The organism is Collinsella aerofaciens (assembly GCF_040926405.1).
Lineage (GTDB): Bacteria > Actinomycetota > Coriobacteriia > Coriobacteriales > Coriobacteriaceae > Collinsella.
Map to the genome: position 1 here is coordinate 62,839 of NZ_JBCOIG010000007.1, position 14,891 is coordinate 77,729.

The window sequence follows — 14,891 nt, forward strand, 5'->3', positions numbered from 1 at the left end:
CAAGGGGCTCGACGATTACTATCCCGCGACCGGGCTATTGCGTTGCTTCGCCCACGCCGAGGTACCCATCACCTTTGGCTCGGACGCACACCGCGCCTGCGACATCTGCTGGAACATCCGCGAGGCCCAGGCCCACGCTTACGACTGCGGCTACCGAACCTTCGACATCCCCCACCCCAACGGCGAATGGGAATCCACACCCCTCGACTAGCCATCCCTTCATAAGTTGCGGTGGAATAGGGATTGTTTTGCCTGATGAAGCGCTTAAACAGTCCCTATTTCACCGCAACTTCCATGACCCCGTTACATCAACAAAGACTGTCCCAAACGACTAGTGGCGGCGGGCGTTGAGTTCGCCGGCAAGCTCGTCGAGGGTGATACCGTAGCGCTCAAGGGTTACGAGCAGGTGGTAGACCAGGTCGCCGGCCTCGTAGCGGATGTGATCGTGATCGTTATCCTTGCAGGCCATAATCACCTCGCTTGCCTCCTCGGCAAGCTTCTTGAGCAGCTCGTCCTCGACGTCGGTCAGCAGACGCGCGGTATAGCTCTCCTGCGGCGATGCATCACGACGACCGTGAATCACCTCGGCCAGACCTGTCAACGTCTCACCGATATTTCCATCCTGAACGTTTGCGGTGCGCACACCCATAGTTCAATCCTTTCTGGTGCCGAGCGTCTAATCGAGCGCCCGCCCTACGCGAGCTTCTTAAAGAAGCAGGTACGGTTGCCGGTGTGGCAGGCCGGACCCGGCGAGTCGACCTTGACCAGCAGCGTATCGCTATCGCAGTCGGCCCAGAGCTCCTTGACCGCTTGCATATTGCCGCTCGTCGCGCCCTTGTTCCAGAGCTCCTGGCGGCTGCGGCTCCAAAACCACGTGGTGCCGGTCTTGAGCGTCAGCCCCACCGACTCCTCGTTCATCCAAGCAACCATAAGCACCTCGCCGGTGTCATACTGCTGAACCACACAAGGAATCAGCCCACGGGCGTCGTACGTAAGATCAGACGCTTCTATTACCTCAGTCATCATTTCTCCCAAGCAACAAACGAAATCCCACAGGTCGGCGAGGGTTGTCCAGGTGCCCGAGATTCCGAGCGACAAGCCCGACGACGCGTACTTAAGTACGCGAGGAGGGTTGGAGCCGGAAGGTCGGGTGCCTGGGCAAGCCGCAGCGCTAAAAGTCCAGCCTCACAGGGATGCCCTGCGATGCCATATACTCCTTCACCTGGTGAATGCTGAAGGTTCCAAAGTGAAAGACGCTTGCCGCCAGCACGGCGTCGGCCTCACCCTCGATCACGCCCTCGGCAAAATGCTCGAGCGCACCCACGCCACCGCTCGCGATGACGGGAATCGGCACCGCGCGCGCCACGGCGCGAGTGAGCGCCAGGTCAAAGCCGGCCTTGGTGCCGTCGCGGTCCATGCTGGTGAGCAAAATCTCGCCGGCGCCGCGACGAGCCGCCTCCTCGGCCCACGCCACCGCATCGATGCCCGTAGCGTTGCGGCCGCCTGCGGTAAAGACCTCCCACTTGTCGGCACCGGATGCGCCAGGCAAGCCGACGTGCTTGGCATCGATCGCCACGACCACGGCCTGGCTGCCAAACGCCGCGGCAGCCTGGCTAATCAGCGACGGGTCGCGCACGGCGGCAGAGTTGAGCGACACCTTGTCAGCACCGGCTGCAACCATGGTGCGCATGCCCGCCAGGTCGCGAAAGCCGCCGCCCACGGTATAGGGAATAGCGAGCTCCTCGGCCGCGTGTGCCGCCATCTCGATGGTCGTCGCGCGGTTGTCGCTCGTGGCGGTAATGTCCAGGAAGACGACCTCGTCCGCACCCTCGCGGTCGTAGGCGCGGGCCAGCTCCACCGGGTCGCCCGCATCGCGCAGGCTCACAAAGTTGACGCCCTTGACCACGCGGCCGTCCTTGACGTCTAGGCAGGGAATTACGCGTTTGGTAAGCATGGGCTACTCCTCCCCTCGGGCGGCGGCCAGCGCCTGGGCCAGCGTAAAGTTGCCTTCGTAGAGCGCACGGCCGGTAATGGCGCCTTCAATCGCGACCTCGCCCACCACGGCCAGCGCGCGGATGTCGTCGAGCGTCGAGATACCGCCCGAAGCCACGACGGGAAAGCCCGCGACCTTGGCAACATGGCGATACGCCGCCACATCGATGCCCGTCTGCATGCCATCGCGCGCGATGTCGGTATACACCAGATGCTTAAAGCCCAGCTCAGTGAGCTGCGCCACGGCGTCGTCGAGTGCCACGCCCGCGCCGTCACGCCAGCCGTTCACCTTGACCTGACCGTCGCGCGCGGCGATGTCTGCCACCAACAGCTCGCCAAAGCCGCGAGCCACCACCTCGGCAAATCCCGGCTCGGTCACGAGCACCGTTCCGAGTGCGATGCGACGCGCGCCGTAGCCGGCCAGCTCGTCGATCCGCGCGAGCGAGCGGACGCCGCCGCCCACGTCCACGGACAGACCGTCGACGCTGCAGATGGCCTTAATCGCTGCCGAGTTGGCAGCGCATGTGTCCTCGTCCTCGCCAAAGGCAGCGGACAGGTCGACGACGTGCACCCAGCTCGCACCCTGCTCGGCAAAGGAGCCGGCAACGGCCACGGGGTCGTCGGAATATACCTTGCAGCGGCTCCGGTCGCCGCGCTCCAGGCGCACGACCTTGCCGCCGATCAAATCGATTGCGGGAAACAGAATCATCGGCCGGCCCCCTCGACGATGCTCACGAAGTTCTTAAGAATGCGCTGACCCAGCGCAGAGGATTTCTCGGGATGGAACTGGCAGCCCCACACGTTGCCGTGGCGCACGATGCACGGGAAGCTCCGCGTGTAGTGCGTGCGTGCCAGAACATCGGCGGCATCGGCATCGTCGGCCACCGCATAGCTGTGGGTGAAGTACATATTGGCGCCCTCGGCAAAACCGGCGAGCAGCGGATCGGCCGCACCGGCAGGCGTCATGTGCACCTGGTCCCACCCCACGTGCGGCACCTTCAGGCGGCTCGACTCCAGACGCGCGCACGAACCGCGCATAATACCCAGGCCATCGACCCAGGGGCCACCGACCTGCTCGGTGGTGTTGCCGTCGGCAACTGCGCCCTCGTCCGCAGGCACGCCCTCGTTGCCGCGCTCAAAAAATAATTGAAGGCCCAGGCAGATGCCGAGCAGCGGAGTTCCAGCGGCAACGGCGTCGAGCACGGCCGCCTCCTCGCCGCTCTGGCGCATAAAGGCGATCGCGTCATAGAACGCGCCCACGCCCGGGATGACCAGGCCGTCGGCGTTGCGAATCTGCTCCGGGTCGTCCGATGTGCAGGCGGCGGCACCGGCGCGCGCAAGCCCGCGCACGACGCTCGACAAGTTGCCCTTGTGGTAGTCGACCACCACGATCTTCGGTTCGCCCACGCGACCCTCCCTTATCTCCTTCAAAACCTGCCAAAATAAACCTGTCCCTTTTTGGCAGGTTACAGTGAGCCCTTGGTGCTGGGGATGCCCTGCACGCGGGGATCGAGCTCGCAGGCGTGGCGCATCGTGCGGCCCACGGCCTTAAAGGCGGCCTCGATAATGTGGTGCGAATTGCCGCCCGCCAGCTCGCGCACGTGCAGCGTTAGTTTGGCATCGCGCGCAAAGGCGTAGAAGAACTCGACGGCCAGCTCGGTATCAAAGCTGCCCACGCGCTCGGTCGGCACGGGCAGCTCGCAATAGGCCTGGCCACGGCCCGAGATATCCACGGCGGCCATCACGAGCGTCTCGTCCATGGCAATCGCCGCGTCGGCAAAGCGCGTAATGCCCGCCTTGTCACCCAGCGCTTGGCAAAACGCCTCGCCCAGCACGATGCCCGTATCCTCGACGGTGTGGTGCGCGTCGACTTCCACGTCGCCCACCGCGCGCACCGTCAAATCGAACAGACCATGGCGGCCAAAGGCGTTGAGCATGTGGTCGAAAAACGGCACGCCGGTCGAGATATCGCACGCACCGGTTCCATCCAGGTCGAGCTTTACGACAATATCGGTCTCCCCCGTCTTACGGGTTACCTCGGCATAGCGGCCCATCTACATCTCCTCCTTCACCAGCGCGGCAAACGCAGCCAGCACCTCATCATTTTCCTGCGGGGTACCCACGGTAATGCGCAGACAGTCCGCAAGCCCCGGCGCATAGCTAAAGTCGCGCACCAAAATCGAATACTCATCGCGCAGACGTTCGCGCACGCGCGTGGCATGCGGCGTGCGCACGAGCACAAAGTTCGCCGCGCTCGGCCACGCCTCCACGGGCAGGCCCTCGGCAGCCATTGCACGCAGGGCGCACAGCTCGCTCTCGCGCTCGGATGCAACCTGTGCCACCACGGGCGCGTACGCATCGCGGGCACGCACGCAGGCAAGCGCGGCGGCTTGGCTCAGCACGTTGACCGAATAGATCTGGCGAATCGCCGCGAACACGTCGATGACCTCGGGCGCCGCGATCACATAGCCCAGACGCGTGCCGGCGGCGCCAAACGCCTTGGACAGCGTATGCAGAATCACCAGGTTGGGATGCTCGGCGATAAGCCCCTGCGCCGTGGTGGCCGCGCCAAACGAATCGTCGGCAAACTCAACGTAGGCCTCGTCGACCATCACCATGCCGGGGCACGCATCGCACAGCGCCGCGATAAAGTCGAGCGGCGCCACGTCGCCCGTGGGGTTATTGGGCGAGGTCACGATTGCCAGGTTGCACTCGGGCGCTGCCGCAAGCACGGCTGTCTGGTCGAGCTCAAAGGTCGCGGGGTCGCGCCACACGTCACGCACCTCGGTCTGGCAGAGCGACGCAAAGAACGCGTACTCGCTAAAGCACGGCGGGCAGTTGAGCAGGGTCCGTCCCACGCCGCCAAACGCCAACAGGTAGTTATAGAGCAGCTCGTCGCCGCCGTTTCCCACGCAGACATTCTCGCGCGCCACGCCATGCCAGGCAGCAAGCTCGTCGCGCAGGTCGTTCGACATGGGATCGGGATAGCGATTGAGCGGTGTGGCAGCCAGGGCAGCGTCGACCGCCTCGCGCACGCCGGTCGGCACGGGATAGGTGTTCTCGTTGGCCGAAAGGTTGATGCGCGTAGGCGTAAAGTTGGGATCGTAGGGCTCAATACCGGCCAGGTAAGGCTGGACGAGCTCCTTCATGTGGGGCGTCAGCTCGGCCATATTAGGCCTCCTTACCAGTCGCGCCAACGCCATCCGCGCCCGCAGCCGCCAGGTCAACGCCCTCGGCAACCGTCGCCACGGCGTCGCCCGGCCAGGCGACCTTGGTCAGGTCGGCCGCGGCCAGAGACTCGGCGCTCACGGCATCCTCGCCCTGCTCCAGCACACGGCGACGCAGTGCGGCGGAAAGCGCGTGTGCCCACAGGCCCTCGGCCTCGGCCAAACGTTGCGTAGCGGGAGCATCGGAGAGCAGGCCCTCGGGCGTATAGCAAATGACGCTCGAGCGCTTGACGAACTCCTCCACCGAAAGCGGGTTGGAGAACATGGCCGTGCCGCCGGTCGGCAGCGTGTGATTGGGGCCGGCAACGTAATCGCCGAGCGGCTCGGAGCTCCAAGCGCCCACAAAGATGGCGCCGGCGTTGCGAATGCCGCCGAGCAGGCCCATCGCGTCCTTGCAGTGCAGCTCCAGGTGCTCGGGCGCCACGGTGTTCACCGCCTCGACGGCGGCAGCCATGTCGGCGGCCACCACGATGGTGCCCTCATTGTCGAGCGAAGCACGCGTGATTTCGGCGCGTGGCGACTGCGCTACCAGAATATCGATACCCGCCTCGACCTCACGCGCAAACCGCTCGTCGCAGGTCACCAGATAGCAGGCTGCCAGCGGATCGTGCTCGGCCTGGGCCATCAGGTCGGCCGCGACCACCATGGGCTTGGCCGTAGCATCGGCCAGCACGCAGACCTCGGAGGGACCGGCGACCATATCGATACCCACGTCACCCGAGACAATCTGTTTGGCAGCGGCGACAAAGGCGTTGCCCGGGCCGGTGATTTTGTCGACGCGCGGAATGGTCTCGGTACCGTACGCCAGTGCGGCCACGGCCTGGGCGCCGCCCACCATATAGATCTCGTCCACGCCGCCGAGCTTTGCCGCGGCGAGTGTGTAGGGGCTGATCAGGCCGTCCTTTTGCGGCGGGGTCACCATGACCACGCGCTCAACGCCGGCGACCTTGGCGGGAATGGCGTTCATAAGCACGGTGGAGGGATACTGCGCACGGCCGCCCGGCACGTAGATGCCAGCCGCGGCAAGCGGGGTCACCTTAACGCCGAGCATCGTGCCGTCCGGGCGCGTGGTAAACCAGCTCTGCTCGACCTCGCGCTGGTGGAACTCGCGAATCTGGCGTGCAGCCTTTTCGAGCGCCGCGACAAAAGCGGGATCGAGGCCCTCGAGCGCGGCATCGATCTGCTCTTGCGGCAGACGGAAGCTCTGCAGCTCAACGCCGTCAAAGCGCTGGCAATAGTCGCGCACCGCGGCATCGCCGTTGGCACGCACGTTGGCCACGATATCGCGCGCGGCGTCGACGATGTTTTGCGGCAGCACGCCCTTTCGGTTGAGCTGGTTGGTAACGAGGCGCTCACCGGGAGCAAGCTCGATGGTCTTCATATCGGTATCCCCTATCGGTCGAGGTTGTGTTCGAAAAACGAAAGGCCGGGCGGCGGCGCCAGTCGGCCCGCAGCCCGTACGTTGGGGCGCCCGTGCGTGCTCGCGCTATTGTGCCGAGCCCGCGACGGGCTCAAAATGCTTGTCCTTAACAGCAGCTGCCAAGCGATCTGCCAGATTGCGTACGCGCGGATCCAGGCGCGCGGCACCCGGATTGACAAAGAAGCGCGCCGTGCAGTCCATAATGCGACCAGTAATAACCAGGTCGTTATCGCGCAGGGTGGCGCCCGTGGCGGTAATGTCCACGATACGGTCGGTCATACCGACGATGGGGCCCAGCTCGATATTGCCGTGCAGCGAGACGATATCGGCATTCACGCCACGCTCGGCATACCAGGCGCTCGCGATGCGCGGATACTTGGTGGCCACACGAAGCGACCCGCGACGGGCATAGTTGCGCTCGGCCTGGCCAGCGCGCCACGCGGGCTCTGCCTCGATAAACGTGCACAGGCCGTAGCCCAGATCGACCAGCTGCAGCAAGTTGAGGTCTGCCTCGATGAGCGAGTCCCAGCCACAGATGCCGCAATCGGCACCACCACAGCCCACAAAAGCGGGCGCGTCGCTGGGACGCACGATGACAAACTCGATATCGCCGACCGTGCCCTCGCCGGCACGCGTGTCGCGACCGCGCACAATCAGGTGACGGCCGGGGTCGCGCAGCTCAGAGACGTCCAGGCCCGCGGCCTCGAGCACGTCGAGCGTGTCGGCCTTAAGCGAGCCCTTGGGCACGGCGATGCGTAGCGGGCCTTCGGCGCCGCGGCCCACGGCGTGGTCACCATCGGAGGCGGCGTCCTCGGCAGAGGTGCACGCGGCCTCCAGACGCTCGAGCGAAAAGGCGAAGCCCGCCGCCGGCACCTCGATGCCGTCGCCGAACGCGCCGGTAAAGATAGAGTCGTAGCGACCGCCCGAGCCCACCGGATCGGGCAGGCCACCGGCATAGGCCTTAAAGACCAGGCCCGTGTAGTAATCGAAAGAATTCATAATGGAAAAGTCGAAGGACAGCACCTGAGCGTCCTCGGGCGCCAGGCCCTCGACCAGCGCGCGCAGCTCACGCGTGAGCGGCGCGACAATACCGGCAGCCGCCAGCAGCGCATCCACGCGATCGAGCACTTCGGCCCCACCATGCAAGCGCGGCAGTTCGCTGACGACGGCCTTAACGGCATCGGTCTCGGCGCTTGCCGCCACGCGGGCATCGAGGCCCACAAAGTCGTTGGCGTGCACGCAGCGCAGAGCCTCGGCAGCCAGCTCGCGATCCTCGCACGCCGCGAGCAGCTCCTTAAACGGGCGCACGCTACCTGCGATAATGCGCGCATCGGGCAGCGCCAACTTGCGAACGGCCTCGGCCACCAGCGAGACGATCTCGACATCGCCCGCGGTATCGCCCGCGCCGATGAGCTCAAAACCCAGCTGGGTAAATTGACGCGAACCGCCGGCATTGCGCTGGCATTCGCGAACCACCGGCGCCTCATAGCGCAGGCGCAGCGGCAAGTCGGCCGCGCGCATGCGGGTCGAGACCAAACGCACGATCGGCAACGTATTGTCGGGACGAACCACCAACAAGCGGCCGTCATCGTCAAAAAGCTTAAACGGCGTGTCCGCGATACGGCCGCCCTCCTCGAGCGAGCCCTTGTCCTCGAGCAGCGGCGTCTCAACCGGCAGATAATTATGCTCCCTAAAGCAGCCCTTCACCGTCAGCGCAATCTCCTCGCGCGCCTGAGCCTCCTCGGGCAATATGTCCCGGAATCCCCACGGTGTGGCCGTCATCTGGTGAGCCTCCTCATGCTGTGTTTCGTATGGAACAGAAGACCGGCATAGCTCCGCCGGTTTTCTGGGTACTTTAGCATACTAGAGTGTTTGCGGGGAGAATCGTCCTCCTCGGCTCACACCGTATTCATTTGGAAACATAGGAGCGGATTGTCGCAACCCAACCCCACCTAGACGCCAATCGCACGACGATACTCTGCCATTACCTGCGCATCGGCAGCTGCGGGGTCGGCAAAATAGCGCCAGTCATAGGTCTCGGCCGAAACAACTCCGCGATAGCCGCGCGCCACCAGCCTATCCAGGTCGGCGCGCATATCGCGGTCGCCGTCACCCCAGGCAAGATGCGTCGTGCCATCTGCCGCAACATCGACAAAATGCACGTGGGCGACATCATCGCCAAGCAGATCGAAATAATCGTCGATGGTATCCCCTGCCACCGCCATAGCGCCCAAATCCAGACACGCCTTAAGTGCCGGATGATCAACTGCCTCGATCATGCGCTTCGTATCGGCCGCCGAGTTCACGATCATCGACTCAACCGGCTGTAGGGCCTCGAGCACCAGTCGCACACCGCACTCTCCCGCATGCTCGGCAATCGCACGCAGCATCGAGGCGCTGCGACCCCACGCGTCCTCGATCGGCTCGTTCAAAAATGCCCAGCCGCTCGAGACCATGACCTGCTCGGCTCCAAGTTCCGCCGCGATATCTACAACGTTCTTAAAGTACGCGAGCGTGCGGGCACGCGCCTCATTCCCGCGCGCCGCGATATTCCACGGCTTGGGGTTGTTCTGTTCGGGACAAAGTCCCACAATCCGAACCCCATACCGCTGCGACAGCTCCCGTACCCGCTCGAGCGAATCGTATCCATGGCAATCGACATACAGATGCATCGCCCCGGTCCAAAGCTCGCAACACGTGTAGCCCGAAGCCGACGACGAAGAAAAGAACTCCTCAAGATCAAAGTAGCGATGGCTGATATTCATAACGGCAAGCTGCGGATACTCCATCTTGTCCACCTTTCGGCAAAAGGGCGCCGCAGCACAGTGTGCGCGACGCCCCCTCTTACATTGTTCTCATTATGACGGATACTCTACTGGACACCAAGCACTCCAAAGAACGCGCCAGCGATACTCACGAGCAGGATCACGAGCATGATGACCAGCGGATTCATCTTCTTTTTGAGCATGAGATAGACGATTCCAAACAGCCCCATCGTGACAAAGCCCGGGAAGATTCCGTTGAGCAGCTCGGCCAGCGTCTGAGCACCATCGCCCGCACCGACCATGAGCGGAATGTCCACGGTGACCATCTCCATGGTCATAGCGCCGATCACCATGGCGCCCATGATAGAGGCCATCTTGACGATCGTGTCCATAATGCCCGATTCCTGGACCTTGCTGATCATGTCCGAGCCAAAGCGATACCCCACAAACGTCAGCAGGTAACGGATGATGTAGTGAGGGACATTGAACACGAGCAGGAACAAAATCGGGCCAAGAATAGAGCCCTGTAGCGCCAGCGACGTGCCGACACCCGTTGCCAAAATTCGCAGCGTGCCCCAGTAGAAGGCATCGCCCACGCCGGACAGCGGCCCCATCAAAGCAAGCTTGACATTAGAGATCGCGCTCGTGTCAAAGCTATCGTCAGTAGCGTTGACCTCCTCCATTGCAGCGGCGATGGACATGGGGAGCGTCGAGATGTACGGCGTGACGTTATAGAGCTCCATATGGCGCTTGAGGGCGGCCTTAAAGTCCGCATCCTGCGGATACAGCTTGCGAAGGATCGGCATAAGGGCCCACATAAAGCCGATATGGCCCATACGCTCGTAGTTCCAGGAATGCTCATAGGGAATCGAGCGCCAGAACAGCTTCTTAAGGTCTGCGCGGGAAATCAGCCCGTCGTAAGAAGACTCAAACTTAAAACTCATCGAACCCACTCCCAATCGCAGGATCATCGGTTGCCACTGCGGGCTGCTCCGCCTTTTTCTTGTCACCCAAAACCGTCATCGCGACGACGATGATCGCGGCAAAGATCGCCACGCCCGTCGTGCTAATGCCAAAGTAGGCGACGAGGAAGAAGCCAGCGAAGAAGAACGGCGCCACCGTCTTGTTCATAATCATCTGAGCCAGCATTGCAAAACCGAGTGCGGGCAAGAAGGCGGCGGCGACATCCATACCGGTCTGAACGAAATCGGGGATGATGTTGAGCAGGCTGGCAACAGCATCGGCGCCAAAGAAGAATGCCAGGGGAATAATCAGCAGGCCGCACCAGCTCTGCGCGTAGCCGGCGATGAGCATGTTGCGCGTGATGGCCTTGGTGTCTCCGTCCTCGACGTTTTTGTCGATACGGTGCACCAGCAGCAGCATCACCGGCTGGCCCAGGGCAGTATCGAGCGCCAGGACGATCGTTGCGATGGGAATGCCCAGGGTCAGGGCCGCCGAAGCGTCCGCGCCGGCCTGCATGGCAAGAGATACGCCCAGGATAGTGCCGGAAATCGTATCGGGCGGGTTATAGGCGCCGACCGAGATGGCGCCGACCATGGCAAGCTCCATCGTGGCGCCCATGATCGTACCGGTCACCATGTCGCCCATGACAAGGCCAACCAGAGGTCCGAGCACGATCGGGCGCTGGAGGTAGCTCGTGCCCGTCAGCCACTCGGAATAGCCCAAAAGGGCAATCAGGAAAATCAGGATTGTCTTGATAACCATGACAGCCCCTAACCGATAACCTTCGCGGCGTCAGTCTTCGCATCTGCCGGAATCATCTGAATGAACAGTTCATAGCCCTCGCCGAGCAGCTCTTTGACGTATGCCTCGTTTTCGGGCGTAAGGAACACGCTCGTCGAGACCTGGCGGGCATTCTCGCTAAAGGCAACGTTGCCGAGGTTGATCTTCTTGACTCCCATCGCCTTGGCGACGGCACCGGCCTGCTGGATCGTCTCGCAAACCACGAAGAGCTTGTACTTGTCGGTCACTCCGCTCTGGAGCGCCTTGACGGCATCCTCGGTGTTTTTGACAACGACCTTGCAGCCCTCCGGCTTTGCAAGGGACAGGGCCTGCAGACGAAGCTTGTCATTGAGGACCGTGTCGCTCACCAACAAGATGCAGTCGGCACCCAGAGCCGAGGTCCAGCTAACGGCAACCTGGCCGTGAAGCAGTCGATAGTCCACGCGAATCATCTGAATCATGATGTGCTCCCTAGTGGTTAGAACTCATCGAGTTCGGCCTGCCCCAGCAGGTCGTTGACGTACTTGACCTTGGTGTCGTCCGCCTCGACGATCTGGCGAATGGCCTCATCGATCGGGGTGGATTCGGGCACGAACAGCAGCTGAATAAGGAGCGGCAGGTTCATGTTGGTCACGAGGTGCGTGTTAGGACGCGTCTGGACGATCTTGGTGAACTCGTTGTTGACGCTGCCGCCAAAGAGGTCGGTGCACACGACGACCTCATCGTCCGCGGCAAAGCCGTCCAGAATCGCTGCGGCCTCCTTGGTCAGGTCCTCGTTTCCGTCGACATACATAGAGAGCGCATGGACGTTTTCGCGCTCGCCGGAAAGCAGGCCGATGCTCTCGACGATTCCAGACGCAAAATGAGCATGGGACGCCACGATAAACTGCCTCATTCGATTCCCCTTCCTTGCGAATTTCGGCATAAAAATGCCCGGACGCATGCGCCCGGGCAGGGTGCTTCTTAAATGAGTGGTCAACTATTAGTAGTCGAACTGGTGATAGTAACGACGGTAGTTGAGGTTGTGCTTGGTGACCGTCTCGTAGTAAGCGGCAAGGCGATCGGTGATCAGCGAGGAGAGAATCCACGGAGACACGATGACGCGGAACTCGTCGTCAAGGCCGGGGATCGCGAACTCGGCGGTGTCGATGATGTTGATGTCGGTGTCGCCGGTCACGCCGCGGTTGAGGAAGGCGCGGACGCGCTCGTCGAGCTTGCGGTTCTCGTCCTCGCCCATGAACAGGAACACGGGGACGCCGGGCTCCACGAGCTCGAGGGTGCCGTGGAAGAAGTCGGCCGAGGTGATGTAGCGGGTGCGCTTCCACTGCATCTCCTCCAGGATGCACATCGAGAACAGGATCGTCTCGCCCCACAGGGCGCCCGAGCCGATGAACATGGTGTAGGGGGCCAGGGCGTACTTCTTGGCGAGCTCCTCGGCGCGCGGCTCGAAGCGCTTGCGGATGTCGACCAGGTGGGTCCAAACGTCCTTGGTCTGCTCGATGAACTTATCGAACTGCGGGAAGCAGCCACGGCGGTTGAGCAGGCGCAGGCCGAAGCAGTCGGCGAGGTAGTAGCCCATCTCGCAGCCGCCGTTACCATGATCGGAAGCCATCTTGACGCAATTCTCGGCGCCGACAGCCTGGCCGATGGGGCCCTCGGGCTTGGTCATGGCGTAGACGCGAATGCCCTTTTCCTTCATCTTCTTGACGGCCTCGAGGACCTCGGGGGTGGTGCCGGACTCGGAGGCGGTGAGCACGACGGACTTCTCGGTCATGCGCTTGTGGCCCATGACGTTCCACTCGGCGGCGTGGATCAGGTAGACCTCGAGGTCGCGGTCGCCGAACTTGTTCATGAGGTACTCGAGCTGCATGAGCTCGTCCCAGGTGCCGCCGACGCCCATCAGGAACACGGCGTCGTAGCCCTCGTCGGCGACCTTGTCGGCGAGCGCGGTCATCTTCTTGCCGGTCTCATAGACGTTCTTGCCGTCCTCGACGTAGCCCTCCTGGCTAAAGTGCATGATCTCGATCTTCTCGGTTTCCTTCATGGCTTTTCCTTTCTGTCCAGCACGCGAATCTATACATCGCGTTTCTTTTCGATACCAATTATAGACATACACCCAACGTGTTTTTAATACCACTTTTCAATCTGTTCCAATCCTCGGTGAACGGTCGAAATTCTCTGGTGAGTGGTATCAAATTATAATTTGATGTATAGCTAACGCCCCCGGCGTCTCCCTTGTGTGACAAAGAACAGCGTTCCTACCAGCGCAATAATGGTCGATGCTCCAAACAGTACCGTCTGGACGCCCAAAGCCTCCGCCAAAAACGGAGCCGCCAGCAGCGGCACCACGCCGGCGCTCATCAGGCCAAAACGCACAAAGCCGGTAATGCGCCCCAGGTATTTGATGTCGGCACGCTCCTGAATCAAGATCATCTGCAGCGGCTCCAGGAACCCCCAGGCCAGACCGTTAATCGCCTGACCGACAATCGCGACCCCCAGCATATCTGTGCCCACGTACACCATGGACCCAATGCCCACGGCCATGAGCGCGCCGAGCAGCAATCGTAGGTTGACATGGCGAGCAGAAAGCTTGGTCAGGATGAACGCGCCCACCGAGGAAGTGAGGCCCACGACAGAGGACAGCCAGCCCAGCCAGACGATATCCACGTTGAGCACATCACGGTAGAACAACGACTCAAGCGAATCAAACGCGCCAAACGCAAAGAATCCCAAAAAGCCCGAGATAAAGATGAGGCGCAGGTCGTGGTCGCGAAACGTAAGTCGCGCACCCTCGGCCATGCCGCCCAGAATACCGCCCTTCGGCTTTTCCCCTTTTGCGGGAACAACGCACTCGCGACAGCCCAAGGAGAGCACGGCCGCCACACCCATCATGCCCGCCATGAGCAGGTAGACCGATTGCGTGGCAAAACAGCTCACGATGGCACCGCCGAGCAGCGGGCCAGCGGTATAGGCGATATTGCTGTAGAACACCATGAGACCGTTCACGCGGGTACGGCCCTCGGTGGTCGACTCCAGGTATCCCGGAAACGCATGCGTGCAGGTGTTGATAAAGCCGCCCGCAAGCCCCAAGACGCACGCGGCAAACACAAGCCCGGGGACAGACAGCGGCGCCAACCCCACGCCAAGCGATAGCACAGCCGTAATCACGCACGTCACAAATGACGTCCGGCGCGGTCCAAAGCGATCGATGACCGAACCCGACACCATATTGCCCGCCGACGTCATAAGATTGCGCACGAGCGTAATGGCGGCAACCAAAAAGGCCGTGCCGGCCAGATCATACGTGGCCGCACCGATAAGCCCCAAAAAGTAGACCGCGTTGTTGGCGCACCACTGCAGGGACTCAATAAGAATCAGCCTGACCTCTGCCGGCGTCAGGCGCATTGCTTCGCGATCCTTCGCGAACATACGAACTCCTTCTATACAAAAAGGGGATGGAGGGCATAGGCCTGCTCCATCCCCTTTCCAGGTTGCAACGAAAATCTATGCAGCCGGGCCCTTACGCCAGCACGCCGAAGAACGCGCCGATGATGCCCACGACCATGGTGGCCACGATCAGCACCATGGGGTTGATCTTCTTGGACAGCAGCCAGTAGTACAGCCAGAAGGCGATCATGCCGAGCATGCCGGGCATGATGCCGTCCAGGATGTCCTGGAGGGTCTGGGCGTCCTCGCCCGAGCCGATGGCCACCGGGATGCTGGCCCAGAACATGTCCTTGCACA

Annotated in this window: 17 protein-coding genes and 1 pseudogene; 1 reads left to right on the plus strand and 17 read right to left on the minus strand. The window is 62.2% G+C overall.

Annotated features, from left to right (window positions below; all coding sequences use genetic code 11):
- Positions 1 to 211 (plus strand): annotated as a pseudogene (locus tag AB5758_RS04250) (hypothetical protein); the annotation flags it as partial.
- A 120-nt stretch (positions 212 to 331) separates the two neighbouring features.
- Here the strand turns inward: AB5758_RS04250 and hisE are convergent.
- From hisE to AB5758_RS04335, 17 genes are all read right to left on the minus strand, one after another.
- Entirely contained in the window at positions 332 to 649 is a 318-nt protein-coding gene (gene hisE, locus AB5758_RS04255) for a phosphoribosyl-ATP diphosphatase (RefSeq protein ID WP_006235893.1), read from the minus strand.
- Between the two features lie 44 nt (positions 650 to 693).
- The gene (gene hisI / locus AB5758_RS04260) at positions 694 to 1,023 is read right to left on the minus strand and encodes a phosphoribosyl-AMP cyclohydrolase (RefSeq protein ID WP_195503589.1); all 330 of its coding nucleotides are present in this window, start codon (positions 1,021 to 1,023) and stop codon (positions 694 to 696) included.
- 148 nt (positions 1,024 to 1,171) lie between these two features.
- Complete coding sequence (hisF, locus tag AB5758_RS04265; protein WP_368141328.1) at positions 1,172 to 1,954, minus strand: imidazole glycerol phosphate synthase subunit HisF; 783 nt, start codon at positions 1,952 to 1,954, stop codon at positions 1,172 to 1,174.
- 3 nt (positions 1,955 to 1,957) lie between these two features.
- On the minus strand, positions 1,958 to 2,701 hold the full coding sequence (locus AB5758_RS04270; RefSeq protein ID WP_271737287.1) for a 1-(5-phosphoribosyl)-5-[(5-phosphoribosylamino)methylideneamino]imidazole-4-carboxamide isomerase: 744 nt from the start codon (positions 2,699 to 2,701) through the stop codon (positions 1,958 to 1,960).
- Positions 2,698 to 3,399: an imidazole glycerol phosphate synthase subunit HisH gene (locus AB5758_RS04275; RefSeq protein ID WP_368141329.1), complete on the minus strand. Its 702-nt coding sequence runs from the start codon at positions 3,397 to 3,399 to the stop codon at positions 2,698 to 2,700. The genes AB5758_RS04270 and AB5758_RS04275 overlap by 4 nt, the downstream gene beginning before the upstream one ends.
- Before the next feature lie 59 nt (positions 3,400 to 3,458).
- The gene (gene hisB, locus AB5758_RS04280; RefSeq protein WP_225093972.1) at positions 3,459 to 4,046 is read right to left on the minus strand and encodes an imidazoleglycerol-phosphate dehydratase HisB; all 588 of its coding nucleotides are present in this window, start codon (positions 4,044 to 4,046) and stop codon (positions 3,459 to 3,461) included.
- Positions 4,047 to 5,162: a histidinol-phosphate transaminase gene (gene hisC / locus AB5758_RS04285; protein WP_225093973.1), complete on the minus strand. Its 1,116-nt coding sequence runs from the start codon at positions 5,160 to 5,162 to the stop codon at positions 4,047 to 4,049.
- A 1-nt stretch (position 5,163) separates the two neighbouring features.
- Positions 5,164 to 6,600, minus strand: a complete 1,437-nt coding sequence (hisD, locus tag AB5758_RS04290) for a histidinol dehydrogenase (RefSeq protein ID WP_225093974.1) — start codon at positions 6,598 to 6,600, stop codon at positions 5,164 to 5,166.
- A 105-nt stretch (positions 6,601 to 6,705) separates the two neighbouring features.
- Positions 6,706 to 8,421, minus strand: a complete 1,716-nt coding sequence (hisG, locus tag AB5758_RS04295) for an ATP phosphoribosyltransferase (RefSeq protein WP_368155398.1) — start codon at positions 8,419 to 8,421, stop codon at positions 6,706 to 6,708.
- Positions 8,422 to 8,591: 170 nt separating this feature from the next.
- Positions 8,592 to 9,428, minus strand: a complete 837-nt coding sequence (locus AB5758_RS04300) for a sugar phosphate isomerase/epimerase family protein (protein ID WP_368141330.1) — start codon at positions 9,426 to 9,428, stop codon at positions 8,592 to 8,594.
- An 83-nt stretch (positions 9,429 to 9,511) separates the two neighbouring features.
- A complete protein-coding gene (locus tag AB5758_RS04305; RefSeq protein WP_117629983.1) occupies positions 9,512 to 10,348 on the minus strand; it encodes a PTS system mannose/fructose/sorbose family transporter subunit IID in 837 nt (278 codons plus the stop codon).
- Positions 10,338 to 11,129 carry a PTS mannose/fructose/sorbose/N-acetylgalactosamine transporter subunit IIC gene (locus tag AB5758_RS04310; protein ID WP_138113421.1) on the minus strand — a complete coding sequence of 264 codons (792 nt, stop codon included), beginning with the start codon at positions 11,127 to 11,129 and terminating at the stop codon, positions 10,338 to 10,340. Before AB5758_RS04310 ends, AB5758_RS04305 begins: the two co-directional genes overlap by 11 nt.
- An 8-nt stretch (positions 11,130 to 11,137) precedes the next feature.
- Entirely contained in the window at positions 11,138 to 11,608 is a 471-nt protein-coding gene (locus AB5758_RS04315) for a PTS sugar transporter subunit IIB (RefSeq protein ID WP_117564885.1), read from the minus strand.
- Positions 11,609 to 11,625: 17 nt separating this feature from the next.
- Positions 11,626 to 12,042, minus strand: coding sequence for a PTS sugar transporter subunit IIA (locus tag AB5758_RS04320; protein ID WP_117743676.1), 417 nt, complete (start codon positions 12,040 to 12,042; stop codon positions 11,626 to 11,628).
- A gap of 87 nt (positions 12,043 to 12,129) precedes the next feature.
- Entirely contained in the window at positions 12,130 to 13,191 is a 1,062-nt protein-coding gene (locus AB5758_RS04325; protein ID WP_368155399.1) for an SIS domain-containing protein, read from the minus strand.
- A gap of 170 nt (positions 13,192 to 13,361) precedes the next feature.
- Positions 13,362 to 14,576: an MFS transporter gene (locus tag AB5758_RS04330; RefSeq protein WP_175406083.1), complete on the minus strand. Its 1,215-nt coding sequence runs from the start codon at positions 14,574 to 14,576 to the stop codon at positions 13,362 to 13,364.
- Between the two features lie 91 nt (positions 14,577 to 14,667).
- The coding region (locus AB5758_RS04335; protein ID WP_368155401.1) for a PTS system mannose/fructose/sorbose family transporter subunit IID at positions 14,668 to 14,891 on the minus strand (224 nt) is incomplete at its 5' end.

Excerpts from the sequence above, each read along its gene's own strand:
- AB5758_RS04330 (WP_175406083.1), bottom strand. The coding sequence starts at position 14,576 with ATGTTCGCGAAGGATCGCGAAGCAATGCGCCTGACGCCGGCAGAGGTC.
- hisB (WP_225093972.1), bottom strand. The coding sequence starts at position 4,046 with ATGGGCCGCTATGCCGAGGTAACCCGTAAGACGGGGGAGACCGATATT.
- hisF (WP_368141328.1), bottom strand. The coding sequence starts at position 1,954 with ATGCTTACCAAACGCGTAATTCCCTGCCTAGACGTCAAGGACGGCCGC.
- AB5758_RS04305 (WP_117629983.1), bottom strand. The coding sequence starts at position 10,348 with ATGAGTTTTAAGTTTGAGTCTTCTTACGACGGGCTGATTTCCCGCGCA.
- hisD (WP_225093974.1), bottom strand. The coding sequence starts at position 6,600 with ATGAAGACCATCGAGCTTGCTCCCGGTGAGCGCCTCGTTACCAACCAG.
- hisC (WP_225093973.1), bottom strand. The coding sequence starts at position 5,162 with ATGGCCGAGCTGACGCCCCACATGAAGGAGCTCGTCCAGCCTTACCTG.
- hisG (WP_368155398.1), bottom strand. The coding sequence starts at position 8,421 with ATGACGGCCACACCGTGGGGATTCCGGGACATATTGCCCGAGGAGGCT.
- AB5758_RS04270 (WP_271737287.1), bottom strand. The coding sequence starts at position 2,701 with ATGATTCTGTTTCCCGCAATCGATTTGATCGGCGGCAAGGTCGTGCGC.
- AB5758_RS04315 (WP_117564885.1), bottom strand. The coding sequence starts at position 11,608 with ATGATTCAGATGATTCGCGTGGACTATCGACTGCTTCACGGCCAGGTT.
- hisI (WP_195503589.1), bottom strand. The coding sequence starts at position 1,023 with ATGACTGAGGTAATAGAAGCGTCTGATCTTACGTACGACGCCCGTGGG.
- AB5758_RS04325 (WP_368155399.1), bottom strand. The coding sequence starts at position 13,191 with ATGAAGGAAACCGAGAAGATCGAGATCATGCACTTTAGCCAGGAGGGC.
- hisE (WP_006235893.1), bottom strand. The coding sequence starts at position 649 with ATGGGTGTGCGCACCGCAAACGTTCAGGATGGAAATATCGGTGAGACG.
- AB5758_RS04300 (WP_368141330.1), bottom strand. The coding sequence starts at position 9,428 with ATGGAGTATCCGCAGCTTGCCGTTATGAATATCAGCCATCGCTACTTT.
- AB5758_RS04310 (WP_138113421.1), bottom strand. The coding sequence starts at position 11,129 with ATGGTTATCAAGACAATCCTGATTTTCCTGATTGCCCTTTTGGGCTAT.
- AB5758_RS04320 (WP_117743676.1), bottom strand. The coding sequence starts at position 12,042 with ATGAGGCAGTTTATCGTGGCGTCCCATGCTCATTTTGCGTCTGGAATC.